Raw genomic sequence first — 18,104 nt, forward strand, 5'->3', positions numbered from 1 at the left:
TGTCACTGAGCGTCAACTCCGCCCCATCGATTGCTGGGCTCGCCCTGAGTCGAACTTCTGCCCCTCGCGCCACCGGAGCGCAGCCGGGCGATAAGCTCATGTCTCTGTTGACGGCATCCGATCGCGAGGTCGTCTATCAAGCGACCGGACGTCGAGTCGATGACAGCTCAAAGATCGTGTCCATGTTTGCGGTCGAAATCGCCTTGGACCGTCAGTCGGGATATCTCTTTGCCGGTCAGGAGATTTCACCGGCGTACCTTCAGCTCCTGGCCACCAAATACGCCGGTGACGAGTACTCGCAATCATTCGGATTCGCCATCGACAATGCTTTGAGCTACCTGACCGGGCAGGCGCCCCAAGCGGCCCTCGACGTCACGGCGTAGCTCGTAACCCGCCGCCGCGTCATTCCCGGGCCTTTCTTGGTGTGCCCCCAGGCAGATTCGAACTGCCGCCCCTGCCTCCGGAGGGCGATACACGCCTCCACGGCGCCGGGCGATGCCCCCGCGATCTTAGTGTTTTACTGGTGAGATGTCCTGACAGATAACAGAGGCAACTCGCGACTCGAGCGCCCCGTCACATATCAGGACATTTCTGACAGTTGATAGTTGGCCAGATAGAAAACAGGTGCGGAGGACCGCCAGGGTGCCGATAGGGGAGAACTGCACTCACCAGAGAGCGGTGGACCGTGTTCACCTCCCCAGCTATCCAGACGAGTTTGTATTCCGGTCCGATCGTCGAGCTGCGCGAAACCGCGGCCTCCTGTTCCTGCGCGTTCTTGAGCTTGCAGTTGGTCGCGACACGGTCCGGTATCGACAGCTGATCAGCCAGCCGAGTCCCCATTCGACCGCGCCGGTGCCGCTAGGTCAAACCGGCCACCCGCCCAGCCTCGCATGCGTACGCGTTGACCGGCCCTGACGAGACGGCGAAGAGGCCAACTCCGGTTGTGGAGAGCCCGAACCGGAGAAATTTGATCACAATGGACCGAGATTATCGTTCGAGGTCGCGTCTGCGACGGGTGCGAAATGCCGCAAAGAGCAGTCCAGTGAGTCCTAGACCAGAAGCGGTGAACTCGATTGTCTGGCCAGCGGTCATGGCGAGTGTCTTTGTCGTGCTGAGTGGCACTTCCTGAATCATTGCCCCCGGTGTGAAAGTTGGCAGCTGGTCGATGGTGCTGCCGTCTGGGGCGATGATCGCCGAGGTGCCAACGGTTGAGGTGTTCACGACGCTGCGACCGGTTTCGATGGCGCGCAGGCGTGCGATTGCGAGCTGTTGGACGCTTTCGTCGGTGCGCCCGAAATCTGCGTTGTTCGTCGGTGCGAGAATGACGTTTGCTCCCCCGGCGATCATTTGTCGGATGAGGTTGTCGTCGACGATGTCGAAGCAGATGGCGAGTCCGGCGGCTACACCGTTGATATCGAACAGATTGTCGCGGGTACCGATTGCGTAATCGCGCGGGATGAGTGAGAACAGATCGGGGGCCAGCGGATACCAGAAGTCACGGTCGGGGATGTATTCAGCAAATGGCACTGGGTGAATTTTGTCGTACTGGTCAACGGCACCCTCTCCGTTCTTCCAGAGCAGCAAGCTGTTGTAGATGCCACTTCGGTCGGATGTGATGGTGCCAGTGATCAGTGGCGCATTCATTCCCGCCGTCACCTGGTCGAGCGTTGCAGCGGACCGACTGTTCTCTAGGGGGTTGATGTCGGAGGCGTTCTCCGGCCAGACGACGAGGTCCACGTCTTCTCCGTAGAGCGGTTTGGTGGCAGCAACATGGTCGTTGAGGATCTGGCCTGGCGTGTATTCGGCGAACAGTCCGGCATCCGCGTTGCCTTGCACTGCCGCGACTCGCATGGTTCCGGACTGGACGAGGGGAAAGGCCGGTATGGAAAGCATCAGCGCGATCAAGCCAATAGGTGCGCTGCTCCGGAGCATCCGGCTTCGGGACGCTGGTTCTCGTGTTACCTGGATTATGAGGGCGCTGACCCACGCAATGAGAAACGACAAGCCGGATATGCCGACCCACGCGGCCAGCTGTCCGAACGGGCTTTCCGATTGGGAGAAGGCGAGTCGTCCCCACGAGAAGCCCCCGTATGGCCAGTTGCTCGTGAGGTACTCACGAAGGGTCCACAGACCCGCGATGATTACGGGTGTCAGTCCGAGGCGGCCCCATGCGCCGGGGAACGCTTGGTCGGTGAAGCGCCAGGCGAGAGCAATGAGCACGCAGCCCAGCGCGAAGAAGATCGCTTGCAGGCCGGCCAGGGCCAGCCAGGGCACCGGTCCGAGGTAGATGGTAAGCCAGAGGATGTGGGTTCCCCAGAATGAGAAGCCTGCGAGTAAGCCAACTCCAAGCGCTCCCCACACCCGGCGACCTATAAGGGAGAAGAGGATGAGTGGGGTACCGACAAAGATCAGCGGCCACCAGCCGGTGCCGGGGAACGCTAATGCGTTCAGCAATCCTCCGAGTGCGGCGACGGGGGCGGCGAGCCACAGGGAAAGCCTGGTCCTGCTCGGTGCAGTTCGTGCTAGTCGTTTCGCGGTTGGAGTGTGCTCATTTAGGGTAAGCATGGACGCCCATCATTTCGGCTTCGCCGTGGTAGGGGTCGTGGCAGTAGGGGAGCCGCCGACCGGGGTTGTCTGCATCGATGTCGACGGTCAGGGTCCGACCGGGCACAACGATTGAGGTGTCTTTGCGTGTTCCGCCGCCCGAGTTTTGGAAGGCGTGGGGTTCATTCTTGACCGGGAGTTTGGCGCGTTCTTCGGCCTCGATCCGGGCATAGATCTTTCACTTGTTTCGGTCGGCGTGAGTGATCGCGCGCATGAGGAAGGCCGACTCCAATAGTAGGGGCGACGGAGAAAATGGCGTTGAACCAAAAGCTGTCCATGTTCATTTCGGTTTTTACCCGGCTATGATTGCGCCGACGATGAGCAGGACTGCCCCCATCGGGGCGGCCGTCCGGGTCGGAACGCCGTGGCCGGTGAGGTCGCGGTAGGTGGTCATCACGGTTTCGTGTGCGGTGTTTCGTCCCGCGAGCTCTTCGAAAGATTTTCGAGTAGCTCGTGCATTTTTGACATGATCTCCAACGCCACCCCCGTCGTTTCCAACCGCCGCTCCGTCAGATCGAGCTGACGGCGAAGCCGGGCGATCTCGGCCTGCTCGGGCGTGAGCCGGCCGATCTTCTCCCCAGGTTTCTTGCCCTGTAGCACCCCCGCATCGCGCAGTTTTCGCCACTCCGTGATCTGGGAGGAATAGATGCCCTGCTCCCGCAAATACGCGCCACCCCCGTTCCGGGAGATGGCGTCCTCGTAGGCGGCGAGGTGGTCGAGTTTCTGCTTCGGCGTGAACGAGCGCCGGGGCGTGGGACCGCCCGCGCGGGGGCCGGGTCTGCTGTTGTTCATGGAACTATCGTCGCGCACGGCGATCAACGAGGGGCTGGACATGGTGGGACTTCCTGATTCTCGCCCTACGTCAAACGGCGGACTTGCTCTGAGCTACTGGCCCCAACTCACCCTGACACGTAGGGGTAGGGAAACCTTTCATGAGTCACTTGAATGGATTTCCTAACACCAAACGTGGGGCACGGATGGAGCAGTAAATCGGCGCACGACTGAGTAAGAGTGATCTGGCGATTTTCCTGAAAGCAGATTTCAGGGCGAGGAGGCCGACCTGGGGATGGAGCAGCCCGTGCCCTATCTCACGTAGGAGAACAGTCCGATCATTCCACGTTCGGCGTGGTACGCGTTGTGGCAGTGGGCGATCCACTGTCCGGGGTTGTCGGCGTCAAATTCAAACGTGACGGTTTCTTTCGGGCGAACGATTACGGTGTCTTTGCGTGCGCCGTTATTGCTCAGTTGGAAGCTGTGTCCGTGCAGGTGCATGGGATGCCACATGCTGGTGTCATTCACCATCTTGACCTGAACGCGTTCATCCAGACCGATATCAAAGGCGCCCGCAAACGGCTTCTTCATGTCGAAGCGTCGCCCATTAATGCTCCAGTCATACTTCCCCATGCTGCCGGTTAGACGCATGGTGTGGATGCGGTCGGGTTTCGTGGCGGTGAGGAGAACGGATTCGTCTGCGGTGAGACGCCCTCCGTCGGTGACTGTGCCGTCCAGGGTTGACGGAAGTGTGGCGGCGCCTGGGGCGGTGCCGCTGCCGGTGCTGATGAGGCCGTAGGCGCGGCCGTCCTTTCCCTCCGGGATGGCCAGAAGCGGCGTGTATCCGTCCTGAACGGTGAGGATCGCATCGATGCGTTCGCCCATGCCTAGCACGACCGCGTCGACATCCTCCTGTTGCACTGGGAACCCGTCCGTGTGCGTCAAGGTTATCTTCTGCCCCGGCACACCCACCCGGTAGGCAGTGTCTCCGGCGGCGTTAATGATCCGCAGACGTATGCGGTTGCCCGGTCGGCTCTGGAATACCTCCGCATCCTGCGTGGCTTTTCCGTTGAAGAGGTGGGCTGGCATGCTCACATCTCCGGCGTCTCCGCCGAGGTAGGAGCTGGTGGCGCCCATCAGCATGTGCGTCATGGGCATATCCATTCCGGACATGTCCATACCCATGGATAGTTCGTCCAGGGCGTCTTCGGGGGTGCCGGTGATGCCGTCGAGCCAGTCGTCGAGCATGATGACCCATTCCTGGTCATACAGCAGAGGCTCTCGCGGGTCCTCGATGATGAGCGCGCCCGAGAGGCCACGTTCGCGTTGCATATCCACGTGCGAGTGATACCAATAGGTGCCGGGGTGGTTAAGTCGAAACGTATAGTCAAAGTTGGCGCCCGGTTTGATCGCCGGTTGGGTCACAACCGGCACCCCATCGGCGTCATTGCGCAAAGCCAAACCGTGCCAGTGCACACTCGTCGATTCCACGAGCGCATTGGCGACCTGGGCGTTGAGCGTATCCCCCGTTTTCGCGCGGATAACGGGCCCGTTGACCGCTCCGTTGTATCCCCAGGTGCTCAATGCGATGCCAGCGACGGTCGTGTCGAATACACCGGCGCTGAGCTTCTGCGTGACCGTTGTTCCGTTCGAGGAGCGAGAATCTTCGTACTGTGAAACCAGCCGATCCGTTGGCAGGATGCGATCGACCGTCTTCGCCGCCGGTGATGGTGAGCAGGATGCCAGTGCTGCTGTGGCCGCTGTGGCCAGGGAAGCGCCGAGAAATGTGCGACGCGTAAGAGATGAGTTCATTATGTTTCCTTCAATCGATAATCGGGACGCCGAAGTCTTGACCAGCTCAGATGAGCGACATGGCGGCATTACGGCGGAGCGGCAATGCGGCCGATGGCGAGGTAAAGTTCCACTGCCAGGTACTGGCTCGGAACTCCATAACGGTCTAAACGCGACTGATCGACAGAAGGGTGAGGCTGGGACGGTGAATCGGTAAGCCAACGCTGCGCCATGATCCCAGAGTGACGCCACCGGTATCGAGCAGACGCCGACGCATGGCCGGAAGCCGAGTCACGAAAAGTATGATGACGAGGGTGAGCAGCAGCATGCACGTCATCACGAACAGCGCGCAATCGAGCGTTCCATCACGGCTGCCGGAGGCGATCGCATCAACAACGGATGTAGCGGCGACAGCCGCCACGCCCATAACGTTTGCCTGTTGGCTGGCCGCTGCCGACGCAGCGGGAACCGCTTGCATGGCATGCCCAGTGGCCTCGGAATGGAACGCGAAAACAGCAAAAAGCAGAGCGGCAAGGGCCAGCAGCGAAACGAAAGGCGACAGAGAGACGGGTGCGACTATCCGTCGTACCGCGCGAACCAGCGTCATGTTACCTTCTGCTTTGTTCTCAGCCCAAGAGTGGACTGCCCATGTCAACTCTCACGGTATCGCATGGCCAGCTGGGAATCCTGAATGTAGGTTCAGCGGGACCGATGAATCGTGGATCACGCACTATTTTTCGTAGGCGACCGTCGTCATCATTCCGGATTCGGAGTGATACACGTTGTGGCAGTGCAGCATCCACTGGCCCGGGTTGTTCGCGTCGAAAATCACGGAGAGTGTTTGCCCGGGAACCACAATGGAGGCGTCCTTGCGGGGACCGCCGCCCAAATGCTGATAGGTGTGTCCGTGTAAATGCATCGGGTGCCACATTGTTGTTGTGTTCACGAAATCGATCCCGACGCGTTCACCGGCACGGATGATTCGAGCGTTGTCGAGTGGCTTGCCCATATTGAATGGGCGTTTGTCGAGCGCCCAGTCGTAGCTTGCCATGCCGCCCGTGAGACGCACGGTCAGTTGTCGGTCGATATTTTTGACGGGCAGCGCAACCTCCGCGTCGGCGGCGAGCTCATCGGCTGTACCGACCTGTCCGGTGAGTTCGGGCACCGTGACGTTTGAGGTGGGTGCGGTGGCCAACGACGCGGTTCGAACAACTGCAAACCCACGGGCCTTTTTTCCCTCTGCCTCGGCAACGAAGGGAAAGGCGCCGTCGCCGAGCGTGACGAGCACGTCGTAGCGTTCGCCCACGCCGAGCAGGATGCTGTCGACGTCAACGTGCTCGACCGGGTAACCATCCGTGTGAGTGATAGTCATCCGATGTGACCCCAGAGCAACTCGAAAGGCAGTGTCACCGCCAGCGTTTATCAGCCGGATGCGAATGCGCGCCCCGGGACGTGAACGGAAAGTCTCCGGATCGGCGGCAGGCCGACCGTTGACGAGGTAATGCGGATACTTCACATCACCGGCGTGCCCGCGGAGCAGCGATGATCGAGCATCCTGCATTATGTTGCTCTGGCTGTTCGATGCGCCGCGCATGCCTTGGGAGAGCTCGGCAAGTATTTCGGGAGGTGTGGCGTTCACCCCATCGATCCAGTCATCGAGAATGACGACCCATTCGTCGTCATAGACCATCGGTTCGTGCGGGTCTTCGATGATTAATGCGCCCAAGAGGCCCCGGTCGCGCTGGGTTCCAATGTGTGGGTGAAACCAGTACGTGCCGGCATTGGGCGCCAAAAATTGATAGTTGAACTCGGACTGTGGAGGGATGGGATCTTGGGTGAGATGGGGTGCACCGTCCATGTCGTTTCGTAGTGCGATGCCGTGCCAGTGCACCGTCGTCGCTTCGGGCAGCTCGTTCACGACGCGGGCCGTGATCAGATCACCCTGGGTGGCACGAATCGTTGCGGCCGGAAGTGCGCCGTAACTCCAGGTCGTGGCGAGCGTGCCGGCCAGATCGACGGTGGTCTCGCTGGCTCGAAGCTCGACCTTGACTGAATTCCCCGACGCGAGCCTACGTTTCTCCGCAGCCCGAACGGCAGCGGACTGCGGCGATAGCAATTGTGGCTGCGGGCTGCACGCGGCAAGAGCAAGAAGCGCCGCGGCGGAGAGCCCGGCTCCGACCACCGTTCGCCTGGTTAGTGTGGCCGGTGAGAACAAATTGGTAGTGGCTGGCAAACGGGTCATTCGCGACGAACCGGGACCTTTTTGCGAATGCCCACGACGACGAAAGTCAGGGCTGCGATGAACTGGGCTGCGAGCCAGCCCCCGCCTTCGAGCGGTATCACCACCACCGGGTTCCAGAGCACCGCAATGGGTGCCAGAAGCACCAGCCACCACCACGTTTTGGCCTGAATAACAAAGACGCAGAGGATGAGCGCGAGAATACTGACGGCGTATCGGATGATGGTGAAGCCTTCCCCATCGATGAGCACGAACCCGGCCAAGAGTACCAACGCTCCCAACAAGCCCGGTGCAAGCCCAGAGCGCACGAAAGTTGGTGCGGCTGGGGTGCCAGAGGCACGTTTCTTGGTGCTTTTGGTACTTTTGGTTCTTTTATTGCTCTTGGTGCTCATATTTTTCAGCCTATCGAGAAGGGAAAATGGGAAAATCGAACGGTGATCACCGTTGAAATCACGTGATGGTGACGCGGTGAGATTGCGGCGATGCGCCCGGTCGAATCGAACAAGGTGGCAGGAATTTAGCCCAAGGGGACTGCTCGAGCGCTCATGAAGGGTTGAGAATCCACGCGTGCACCTGATTAGAAACCGAGTGGACGGGCCACCGCCAACGCAGGAGCCATCTCATGGCTTGGGCGCAAAATCGGGTCTAGACGCGACTGACTGAAAGCAGAGTGAGGCTGGGGCTGGGAACCGACGAAGCGATGGCGTGCGCGGTAATGCGAGTTACGACTGCGGCGGGGAAGAGATGCCGAGTTAGCGTCGATATCGCGGTCCAGAAGACCAATGCAACAAGACCAAGGAGAAGAACGCAGGTTAGGGCGAGCCACGTGCCATCGCTTGTCCCATAGTGGGCGCTCGACGATACCAGAACGGACTCCGGAGCGGCCTCGGCGAGACCGATCGTGCCCACTGCGAGGTCACCGGCTGACACCGACCATGCTGATGACAGCAGCGGCGTCGGAAGATCATGACCGGTGGCCGCTGAATGAACGGCGAATAGGCCGGCCACTAGCGCCGCCAACGCGAGGAGCGTGATGAAGAAGGAGAAAGGAACGGCGGGGACGATCGTGCGCGCACTGCGATTCAGCGTCATGCCACCTCCATTCTCGTCATTAGCTCACAGTCGATTGATTGGTTGCACTAGTCGCAGAGTACCTCACCGTGAGTTTGGCAACTTGAATACCCATGTTGGTCGACCGTCGCGTCAGGCTGTCACGGCCGGTGATTCGGTGTCGCGAACGGGTGTTGACGGTGTCCAGACGCGGGCGGCAGTAACTGCTGCTGCCGTTCCCAGCGCGGCCAGCAGAAGGGCTGTTGGGGCGAGGCCGAGCAGGGCGCCGAGTACTCCGGCTAGGGGATAGGTCACGATGAAGCAGGCGTGGGATAGCGAGAACTGCGCGGCAAAGACCGCGGGCCGAGTGGTCTCGTCGGAGGAACGGCGCAGCAAGCGGGCCGATGGGGTGAGGATCAGCGCGGTGGCGGCGCCAAGCACGAACCAGATCACAAGCAGGCCAGACCAAGTCACGACTGTCGCCGGAGCGAGAACAACGAGGGCGAGGGCGACCAGCCCGATAGGTAGGACGGCGCAGCCGAGCAGCATGACGCGGCGGTCGGCGAAGCGGTCGAGTACCCGTGGTAACGCCAGTGCGACCAGCATCGACCCGAATCCGTAACACGCCAGAGCGATCGCAAAGTCGGACTGGGCGCGACCAAAGTGGCTCTGCACGAGCACGACGGTATTCACGATGACCATGCCGGTCGAGGCGGCGACGACCATATTCATCGCGAGCAGGGCCCGCAGTTCCGGCGTGCGCCCAAAGACGCGGACGCCTCGGGTGAGGCGCTCCCAAAAGGGCGCCGGAACGGATGCTCGGTGGGTCGGCAATGTGGCCGAGAGCACGAGCAGGGCGGAGCCGACGAATCCGACCACGGTTCCTACGAATAGGGAATGATAGCTGATCACGGTCAACAGCGCGGCGGCCAGAATCGGGCTCAGCAGCGACTCGAGGTCATATGCCAGTCGGGAGAGCGACAAGGCCCGGGTGTACTCACTTTCCTCCGGCAGAACCTCCGGAATCAGAGCTTGAAATGCCGGGGTGAAGGTTGCCGAGGCAGCCTGAAGCACGAAGATGAGTACATAAATCTGCCAGGCCTCGGTGACGAATGGTAGCGAAAGTGCGACGATCGCGCGGAGCACATCCGCTGAAATGAGCAGGGTCTTTCGCGGGACGTGGGCGGTGAGCGCGGAGATCACCGGGGCGATGCCGACATAGGCGAGCATCTTGATGGTCAGCGCGATGCCGAGCACGATGCCGGCGTCGCCGCCGGCCAGGTCGAACGCGAGCAGGCCCAGGGCCACGGTGAGCAGTCCGGTGCCGATGAGCGCCACGATCTGCGCGCTGAACAGTCGGCGATAGGTTCGGTTGCGCAGGACCTCAAGCATGAGGGGTGTCCTCCGGGGCAGTGACCATCTGTTCCAGCGGGCGGCTTGGAGTCGGAGCTTGGTGCCAGGCCTGTGTGCGAAGGAGTCGCAGACCGTTGAGGGCCACGATCACGGTGGAACCTTCGTGGCCGGCCACGGCTAGGGGGAGGGGCAGCGTCGAGATTAGGTCCCAGGTGACGAGTACGGCTATGAAAGTCCCCGCGATGACGAGGTTGGCCACGACAAACCGGTGCGCCTTCCGCGAGAGTTCGATGACGCTCGGGATCGCAGCGAGTTCGTCACGAATGATTACGGCGTCGGCGGTCTCCAGCGCGAGGTCAGAGCCGTGGCGTCCCATCGCGATGCCTACGCTGGCCAACGCGAGGGCGGGGGCGTCGTTTACGCCGTCACCGACGATCAGCACCGAGATACCATCGCCCTCGAGCCTCCGCACAATGGCCGCTTTGTCTTCGGGGAGCAGGCGGGAGCGCACTTCGGTAATGCCAGTGCGGGCCGCGATATCGGCCGCGGTGCGCTGGTTATCGCCGGTGAGTAGATGCACCGGGTGTTGCGTGATCGCCGCGGTGCGTGCGACTGCTGTTGCCGCGTCCGGGCGGAGCGCGTCCTCCAGCGTTAGGGTTCCGGCGAGTTTGCCGTCGACGAGTACTTCGACGACCGTTCCGATCGTGTCGGTGCGTTCCCTGGGGGCTTGAACGACACGCACGATTTGCCCGTGGACCGTGCCTTGAACGCCCTGGCCGGGAATGGCCCGAAAATTGGTCGCCGGGGTCACCGGTGTTTGGGCAGCGCGCACGACGGCTCGGCCAAGGGGGTGCTCACTGTGGTGCTCGACGGCAGCGGCGAGGTTCACGACGGCCTGTGCGTCATACCCAGTGGCGGGCGTGACCTCGACGAGGATAGGAGCACCTTCGGTGAGGGTGCCGGTCTTGTCGAAGGCAACCAGCTGAGTGCGTCCCATCGCCTCCATCACGGTGGCGGACTTGACGAGGATGCCGTGGCGAGCGGCGTTGGCGATCGCAGCTAACAGCGGAGGCATCGTTGACAGAACGACCGCGCATGGGGAAGCAACGATCATGAAGGTGATCGCGCGCAGGAGGGCGTCGCGAAAATCCTCGCCCAACAGCAGCGGCAGCGCAAACACGACAACGGTCGCGATGACCACGCCAAGCGAATAGCGCTGCTCAACCTTCTCTACGAAAAGTGCACGCGTCGGCTTCGTCTCAGATGCTTCGGCAACCAAAGACACCATACGGGCAATGACCGACTCGCTTGCCGGGCTCGTGATCTGCACGGTCAAGGCTCCAGTGCCGTTGACAGTGCCGGAGAGTACTTCATGACCGGGCTCGCGGCGCACGGGAACTGACTCTCCCGTCATGGCGGCCTGGTCGACCTCGCTGATGCCCTCGACGACGATGCCGTCGCCTCCGATCCGCTCGCCGGGACGGACGAGGATGAGATCTCCAACCCGAAGGTCTGCCGTGTCGACGGTGACGAGCTTGTCACCGGTCGCCGAGCGGGTGAGGCGGCTGGCTTGTTCGGGCGCCAGGGAGAGCAGGCTGCTGACTGAGTCGGCGGTCCTCTGGGTGACGAGGGCTTCGATCGCTCCGCTCGTGGCGAAGATGACGATGAGGAGAGCGCCGTCGAAAACCTGGCCGATGGATGCTGCGGCGATCGCGGCGACGATCATCAGCAGATCCACGTCGAGGACCTTGGCGCGCAGGGCTGAGATTCCGGCCCATGCCGGCTCCCACCCGCCGGCGAGGTAGCACGCGAGATAGATCGTCCACCATACCGGTGCGGGTGCGCCAGTGAGTTGCAGGGGCCAGGCGATGAGGAACAGCAGCAGCGCGAGGCCGGCCCAGCGCACCTCGGGTAGGTGGCTGCCCGTGCGGAAGATTGATGGGGGCTTCGCGAGGACGCGGCCGCCCGTTCGGATTGGCGCGTCCAATAGCGTGTTCGTCATGCGCTGGTAGCCTCTGCGCCTGTCGTTGCGAGGTCGGGGTGGTGGTGGCGAGGCGTGCCTCCGAGGCTGTGCTCGGCTTGGAAGATCGCGTCGCGGACCAGCTGCGCGGCATGCTCGTTTTCGAGGCGATAAAAGATGCGCGTTCCCTCTTGACGCGTAGAGACGATGCGCGCCAGGCGCATTTTCGCCAGGTGCTGGGACACCGACGCGGGAGTCTTGTCGACGATGTCAGCAAGATGATTCACCGACAGCTCTCCCGCGTCTCGAAGCACCAAAATCAGACGTACCCGGGTGGCATCCGCCAGCATAGAGAAGATCTCTACGGCCAGTTCTACGAAGTCACTTTCGGGAAGACGACCACATATCTGTTTATCTGCATCCATACGCAAATAGTAGCAGACACGCATCTTGGCGTTTTGAAACTATGCGCCGGGACAGCTTCTGAAACCAGATTGAACGACGCAGGTGGCCACGTCAAGCCTCGCAGGGGGCCTGAATCTCGCGTGACATGCAGACACTGTCGCATTCAGTGAACAAGGGGAGAGCCGGCAATTGAGAGGATGCCGCCGGCGACGATGCCGAGAATAAGTACGGATGCCGATCCCGTGACGGCGGAGCCAGCTGCCCAGCGGCGTCGCACACGTGCTGCGGCAGCGGCCGGTGACGCAGTCGACGGGGAAAGCGGAAGTGCAACAGTGCGGGAAAACATTGGTGCCAGCCAGCGCAGGTAATAGAACAGGCTCGCCACGCTATTGATCACGGCGATGACCGCGAGCCAGGCTAGGCCTCCGTCCCAGGCCGCGGCGAGCGTGGTGAGTTTGCCGATGAACACGATGGTTGGGGGTGTTCCGACGAGGCCGAGCAGGCTCACGATGAGGGCGCCGGCGAGCCAGGGGTGGGTCCTGGCCGCCCCGCGATAGTCGGTGAGGGTGCGGCGAGTGGGAAGTGCGGCGACCACGGCGAAAGCGGTGAGGTTGGTGGCGGCGTAGCCTGCGAGATAGAGGAGCAGCGATGGCAGGGCGAGGTCGCTGCGCCCGGCGACCGCGACCGGCAGCATGAGGTAGCCGACCTGGCTCACGGTTGACCAACCGAGCAGCCGGCGAACGTCGTCTTGCCAGAATGCGGCAAAGTTCCCGAGGGTCATGCTGGCAGCGGCAAGAAGCCCGACCAACAGTGGCCAGTCGATGCTTCCCGGAATGATATCGAGCAGCCGGTAGGCCGCAATGAGAGCGCCGATCTTCGGAGCTGTGGTGAGGAAGGCTGCGACAGCCGTGCCGGACGCCTGCGTCGCGTCCGGAATCCAGAAGTGTCCCGGCACACCGCCAGCCTTGAACATCAGGCCGCCGAGCACCCCGACGACCCCGACGGCCACGGCGGCAGCCGGAGCATCGACTAGAGCGGGCCCCAGCTGACGGTACGAGGTGCCTCCGCCGACTCCGAACAGCATGGTGACGCCCAGCAGCATCATGATTCCGAGCAAGGCTCCGAGCAGATACGTTTTCATCGCCGCCTCGGCGGCACCAGGAGAACGACTCATTCCAATCAGGGCATATAACGGGATTGAGGTGAGCAGGTACCCGGTCACGAGGATGAGGAGGTCGCTTGCGCCAGACAGGAGCATTGCGCCGAGGGCGGCGAGAAGCAGCAGGGCGTATGTCTCGCTTTCCCGGCGCGCACCACTGAGCTCCTCGATTCCGAGCACGATAACGAAAATCGTTGCCAGGGCAATGATGATTCGACCGAAACCGGAGCCGATGTCCACGGCGAAGCTCGCTTCGAAGATCGTCGTCGACGGCTGCATCATCCCGACTGCCGCCGCGACCACACTCGCCATCAGCGCCAAGATGGCGATCCACCGGGTCGCGACTTGGCGGTTCCGGGGGAGGAACGACCCGGCGAGGAGCGCAACGATCGCCCCGCCGAGAACGAAAACTTCCGGCAAAAGGGCGAGAGTGTCCAGTGCTACGTTCACGGGCAACTAACGGCTGACCAGGTTGACGACGACGGATGCTGCGGGTTCGATGATGTCAAGCAGGAACCGCGGGAACACGCCGATGACTACCGAAAGAACCAGCAGCGAGCCGATGGAGAGTGTCTCGTTTGTGTTCAGGTCGCTAAACCCGGTAGATAACCCGCGTGTTGTGCCCGTGAGCAGACGCTGCGACGCGAGGAGAAACAATGCCGCGGTAATCAGGATGCCGGGGAGTGCGAGCAGGCTCAGCGGTACGGTTCCAATGCTGCCGGCGAAAATCTGGAATTCGGCGATGAACCCGCTGAAGCCGGGCAGTCCGAGGGACGCGAATGCGGCGACGGCGAAGAATGCCGCGTACCGGGGTGCCGGTGCCGCGAGCCCGCCGAAAGCGTTGAGATCGTAGCTCTTTCGTCGTTCGTACAGCACGCCAGCGAGGAGAAAAAGTGCGCTGGTGATCAGGCCATGGCTGACCATCTGCACGACGGCGCCGGTCACGGCGAGCTGTTGCGCCTGGGCGGAGCTGTCGCTGACGACGCCAGCGGCGCCGACGGCCACAACGATGTAGCCCATATGGTTGACCGACGTGTAGGCGATCATCCGTTTAACGTCGGTCTGGGCCAGGGCAACGAGGGCGCCATAGAGCACCGACACGATGCCGACGACGATGATGACCCAGGCCCAGGATCGCCAGGCGTCGGGAAGTAGGGGCATCGCGATGCGCACGAAACCGTAGGTGCCCATTTTCAGTAGCACGCCGGCCAGCACGGCAGAGCCGATGGCGGGGGCATCGGTGTGAGCCGGCGGTAGCCAGGTGTGGAACGGAAACGTGGGTGTCTTGATCGCGAGGCCGATGAGGATGGCGGCGAGCACGAAGCCCCCTGCAACGGGGTTGTTTTGAAAGGGGGGAGACTGGGCGAGCTCAACCATATCGAAGGTGTGCGGGTCGGCGCCAAGATACAAGCCGATGAAACCGAGTAGCAGGGCGAGGGACCCGAGGAACGTGTACAGGAAGAACTTCAGGGCCGAGCGCGCAGCGTTGCCGTGGCCCCAGCCGGCGATGACGAAGTACATGCCGACGAGTGACAGGTCGAAGAAGACGAAGAACAAGATCAGGTCCTGCGCGGCGAACACGCCGAGGCAGGCCGACTGGAGAAACAGAAAGAGAGCGGCCTGCGGCCTGGGCCGGTCGTTCTCCCTGAGGGCATAGACCGCGCAGGCGGCGAAGATCACCGCGGTGAGAGTGAGCAACGGCAGGGACAGACCGTCCACTCCGACGTGGTAACTACTGCCAACACTCGGCATCCACTGCAGCCGTTCCTCGAACGCGAGGTCGCCAGGTTTTGGGCTGTCAAAGCCGATCCACATTCCGACCAGCAGCGCGAGATCGATAAGAGCGATCCCCAGCCAGGCCCACCGGGCGGCCCGGTCCGGAACCCGGGGCACGACAACGAGGATCACCGCGGTCAGTACCGGCAGGAAGACGACAAGACTGAGCATGGACTACCTCATAACAGGAAAAAGGAAAACAAGGAGAAGGATTACGGCGGCAGCGAGAACGACGGTGATTTGTGCGTAATACTGATGCAGTTGGCCCGTTTGGGGACGCCGGGCGATCACGCCGAACCGGCGCGCGGCGCCGGCGATAGCCGTAACGGCCGCATCCACACCGGCGGTGTCTGCCCGGGCCACCGCGGAACCGGTGACGATACTGCCGCGCGCAGCCAAAGTCACGGCCGCATCCAGCCCGTGGTCATCGAACCGGCCGAGTCGACTGGCCCCGCGCAGCGCTGCACGCGCCGCAGTGTGGATTCCGCGATCAAGCACTGCGTCATCGAAATGGGCGAGCCGTTGGCTCACAAGAAGCACCGGGTCAACGAACACGACCCGGGTCATCCGCTCGAGCCCCAACCAGTTCGCGGCCCAGGAAGGCCGAGGCGTCCGCTTCCAGGCCACCAAACCGAGCACGAGAAGTGCCAGAATGGCCGAGCCGACCAGTTCGAGGGCGCCTGGCCGCGGATCTGATTCTGCTCCGAGCACACCCCGTACCCAGCCGCCGACCGGCGGCAGAGCGAGCACTCCCAGGAGCGCCGCGCCCGCCGCCAGGACGGTAAGCGGCACCCGTTCCCAGGCGCCGATGTGCCGCGTGCCGCGCTGCTCGGTGTCGTACTCGTCGCGGGCATTCGCCAGCGGGTGGCTCCAGACGATGATGACAGCCTTGCCCGCATATGCTGCGGCGAGTGCGGCGGCGGCCAAGCCCACGACATACAGGGCCGGGCTGGTTTTCAAGGCACCGGCCAGCAGCTGATCCTTCGTCGCCCACAGGGCCAGAGGAGCTATTCCGGCCAGGGACAGGGCGCCGACGGCGAACGTCACTCCGACGAGCGGCCAGCGGCGGGCGGCGCCCCGGAGCGCTGGCAGTTGCTTGGTGCCGAGCGCCGCGAGCCAGGCGCCCGCCGCGAGAAACAAGAGCGCTTTCGTTGAAGCGTGAGCGATGAGGTGGGTCGTCCCGCCCGCCACCGAGCCGACGCCGGCAGCCAGCACCACGAAACCGAGCTGCGCTGCAGTCGATGCCGCCAGGAGCTGTTTCAGGTCCTGCTGGGCGACGGCGACCGCGCCGAGCAGCAGAGCGGTCAGCGCCCCCACCCACGCTGTGGTCGTCGCAGCCCAACCGGTGACCTCCAGCAGCGGAGCCAGTCGCAGCAGGAGGTAGCCGCCCATCGCCACCATCGCCGCCGAATGCAGGAGGGCGCTGACCGGGCTTGGGCCTTCCATCGCCCGGGAGAGCCAGAAGCTGAAAGGCAGTTGGGCTGCCTTGCCGAATGCGGCCATCAGAATTCCCGCGGCGATGATGTGACGCCAGGGAGAGGGAGCCGCAGCCAGGTCAGCGAGTCCCAACCCTGCGCCGCCAGCCAAGGCGGCTCCGGCCGCGAGGTAGAGGCCGAGGTCGCCGAGCCTGGTCGTGATGAACGCGGTCAGTCCGGCACCGACCCGGTGGTCCTCCCGCCAGCGGAAGCCAATCAGCGCGAAAGACATGGCGCCCATGATCTCCCAAGCGAACAGCAGAGCGGGAATCGTGGTGGCGGTCGCCGTCACCGCAACGGCCGCCGCAAAGATGAGCATCAGCCCATGAAAGCGCGCCGGCGATTCCGTTCCCTCAGCGGCCGCGAAGACCAAAACCATGAGGGTGATAACCGCGACCGTCGGTACGAGCAAGGCCGAGAGCCCATCGACGGCGAGTCCGAACCGGGCTCCGGCCACGAATGGGACTTCGACGGACGGGCGGACGGAAGCTACGACGAACGCCGACGCCACGGTGAGGCTGGCGGTGACAAGCGACACCGGAACGGCGACAAGATTCGCACGCCGCCCCGTGACGCAGAGTGCAATTCCTGCCAGAGCAGGCAGACTGACCAGAAGCCACAGCGCAGTTACACCCAATGCGTTTACTGTCGCGGCGCTCATCCGGCGAGGTCCGTTGCCGAGTCAGTCATATCTGATCCCCGGGAACGATGCAGAAGAGTGGCAACGGCGAACCCCATCGCCATTTCCACGGTCATCGCCGCGATCACCACGAGCAGGAGCACCTGCCCGTCCGGGACCGGTGTCAGGAACCACCAAAAAGCGGCGACCGCGAGGATGACGCCGTTGAGCATGAGTTCCAGCCCCATCATGACCATGACGACGACTTGCTGGGAGAGCGCGCCGTAGAGCCCGACGCAGAACAGTGCCGCGGCGGCGATCAAAACGAGCTGCAGTGTCATCGCCCCAACCCTCCCTGCTGTGGGTCGTCAGGAGCGGAACGATCGAGCTCGTCGCCCCACCGATCGTAGCGGCCTCGCGGGTTCGCGAGCACGAGGGCAGCGACGATCGTTGCGAACAGGATCGGACTCACGGTGAGCATCACGAGCATCTTGGATCCCATGATTGCCTCGCCGAGAGATGCGGTCAGGTCGGCGGCCGGCGAACCGTTGCGCGCCGGCCAAGGGATGAATAGTGCGCCACCGGCCAGCAGAATAAAGGTACCAACGGCGAGGATCGCCGACCATCGTTTGTTATGCACCATGCTCATGGGCATGAGGGCAGGGTTCATCCCCATGAACATGATCATGTAGATCGCCATGATGGCCATCTCCATCACCATCATGAGAATCGTAATGACGCCGATGTAGTCGAGATTAAACATCAGCAACATCACGCCGACGGCGACGAACGACACAGCCAGGGCGTAGGTTGCCCGCGCCATGGAGTCGACGCGGAAGACGGCGATTCCCGAGGCGAGCGCGATGATCGCCAACGCGGAAAAAACAATGACCGACAGCATC

The 18,104-nt window shown here is 62.7% G+C and carries 17 protein-coding genes; 1 reads left to right on the plus strand and 16 read right to left on the minus strand.

The genetic code is table 11. The features are described 5' to 3' along the window. The first annotated feature begins 98 nt into the window (after positions 1 to 98). Positions 99 to 383: a hypothetical protein gene (locus E3T29_RS13140; RefSeq protein ID WP_134345923.1), complete on the plus strand. Its 285-nt coding sequence runs from the start codon at positions 99 to 101 to the stop codon at positions 381 to 383. Positions 384 to 987: 604 nt separating this feature from the next. Here the strand turns inward: E3T29_RS13140 and lnt are convergent. The 16 genes from lnt to E3T29_RS13220 all read right to left on the minus strand — a co-directional run bounded on the left by lnt (position 988) and on the right by E3T29_RS13220 (position 18,103). After that, entirely contained in the window at positions 988 to 2,454 is a 1,467-nt protein-coding gene (gene lnt, locus E3T29_RS13145) for an apolipoprotein N-acyltransferase (RefSeq protein WP_241987806.1), read from the minus strand. Positions 2,455 to 2,548: 94 nt separating this feature from the next. After that, positions 2,549 to 2,779 (minus strand): multicopper oxidase domain-containing protein, encoded by a 231-nt coding sequence (locus tag E3T29_RS20490; RefSeq protein WP_134346046.1) that lies wholly within the window; start codon positions 2,777 to 2,779, stop codon positions 2,549 to 2,551. 218 nt (positions 2,780 to 2,997) lie between these two features. Further along, positions 2,998 to 3,438, minus strand: a complete 441-nt coding sequence (locus E3T29_RS13155) for a hypothetical protein (protein ID WP_134345927.1) — start codon at positions 3,436 to 3,438, stop codon at positions 2,998 to 3,000. A gap of 249 nt (positions 3,439 to 3,687) precedes the next feature. After that, positions 3,688 to 5,187: a multicopper oxidase family protein gene (locus E3T29_RS13160; protein WP_134345929.1), complete on the minus strand. Its 1,500-nt coding sequence runs from the start codon at positions 5,185 to 5,187 to the stop codon at positions 3,688 to 3,690. Between the two features lie 145 nt (positions 5,188 to 5,332). Beyond that, positions 5,333 to 5,821, minus strand: coding sequence for a hypothetical protein (locus tag E3T29_RS13165; protein ID WP_134345931.1), 489 nt, complete (start codon positions 5,819 to 5,821; stop codon positions 5,333 to 5,335). A gap of 75 nt (positions 5,822 to 5,896) precedes the next feature. After that, positions 5,897 to 7,282 (minus strand): multicopper oxidase family protein, encoded by a 1,386-nt coding sequence (locus E3T29_RS13170; protein WP_241987808.1) that lies wholly within the window; start codon positions 7,280 to 7,282, stop codon positions 5,897 to 5,899. A gap of 122 nt (positions 7,283 to 7,404) precedes the next feature. Continuing rightward, positions 7,405 to 7,797 (minus strand): DUF6804 family protein, encoded by a 393-nt coding sequence (locus E3T29_RS13175; RefSeq protein ID WP_134345935.1) that lies wholly within the window; start codon positions 7,795 to 7,797, stop codon positions 7,405 to 7,407. Positions 7,798 to 8,050: 253 nt separating this feature from the next. Continuing rightward, positions 8,051 to 8,497, minus strand: a complete 447-nt coding sequence (locus tag E3T29_RS13180) for a hypothetical protein (RefSeq protein ID WP_134345937.1) — start codon at positions 8,495 to 8,497, stop codon at positions 8,051 to 8,053. 111 nt (positions 8,498 to 8,608) lie between these two features. Beyond that, a complete protein-coding gene (locus E3T29_RS13185) occupies positions 8,609 to 9,847 on the minus strand; it encodes an MFS transporter (RefSeq protein WP_134345939.1) in 1,239 nt (412 codons plus the stop codon). Further along, positions 9,840 to 11,810: a heavy metal translocating P-type ATPase gene (locus E3T29_RS13190; protein WP_134345940.1), complete on the minus strand. Its 1,971-nt coding sequence runs from the start codon at positions 11,808 to 11,810 to the stop codon at positions 9,840 to 9,842. The genes E3T29_RS13185 and E3T29_RS13190 overlap by 8 nt, the downstream gene beginning before the upstream one ends. Then, positions 11,807 to 12,193, minus strand: coding sequence for a metalloregulator ArsR/SmtB family transcription factor (locus tag E3T29_RS13195; protein WP_134345942.1), 387 nt, complete (start codon positions 12,191 to 12,193; stop codon positions 11,807 to 11,809). Before E3T29_RS13195 ends, E3T29_RS13190 begins: the two co-directional genes overlap by 4 nt. A gap of 143 nt (positions 12,194 to 12,336) precedes the next feature. Beyond that, positions 12,337 to 13,782 (minus strand): NADH-quinone oxidoreductase subunit N, encoded by a 1,446-nt coding sequence (locus E3T29_RS13200; protein ID WP_241987809.1) that lies wholly within the window; start codon positions 13,780 to 13,782, stop codon positions 12,337 to 12,339. Between the two features lie 6 nt (positions 13,783 to 13,788). Then, entirely contained in the window at positions 13,789 to 15,279 is a 1,491-nt protein-coding gene (locus tag E3T29_RS13205; protein WP_134345944.1) for a NuoM family protein, read from the minus strand. Positions 15,280 to 15,282: 3 nt separating this feature from the next. After that, positions 15,283 to 17,121 carry a proton-conducting transporter membrane subunit gene (locus E3T29_RS13210; protein WP_241987810.1) on the minus strand — a complete coding sequence of 613 codons (1,839 nt, stop codon included), beginning with the start codon at positions 17,119 to 17,121 and terminating at the stop codon, positions 15,283 to 15,285. Positions 17,122 to 17,240: 119 nt separating this feature from the next. Continuing rightward, the gene (gene nuoK / locus E3T29_RS13215; protein ID WP_104131416.1) at positions 17,241 to 17,543 is read right to left on the minus strand and encodes an NADH-quinone oxidoreductase subunit NuoK; all 303 of its coding nucleotides are present in this window, start codon (positions 17,541 to 17,543) and stop codon (positions 17,241 to 17,243) included. After that, a complete protein-coding gene (locus E3T29_RS13220; protein ID WP_134345947.1) occupies positions 17,540 to 18,103 on the minus strand; it encodes an NADH-quinone oxidoreductase subunit J in 564 nt (187 codons plus the stop codon). The genes nuoK and E3T29_RS13220 overlap by 4 nt, the downstream gene beginning before the upstream one ends. Position 18,104 lies beyond the last annotated feature (1 nt).

Origin of the sequence: Cryobacterium sp. TMT1-66-1 (genome assembly GCF_004403435.1) — a bacterium.
In the GTDB taxonomy this organism is placed as follows: Bacteria; Actinomycetota; Actinomycetes; order Actinomycetales; family Microbacteriaceae; genus Cryobacterium; species Cryobacterium flavum.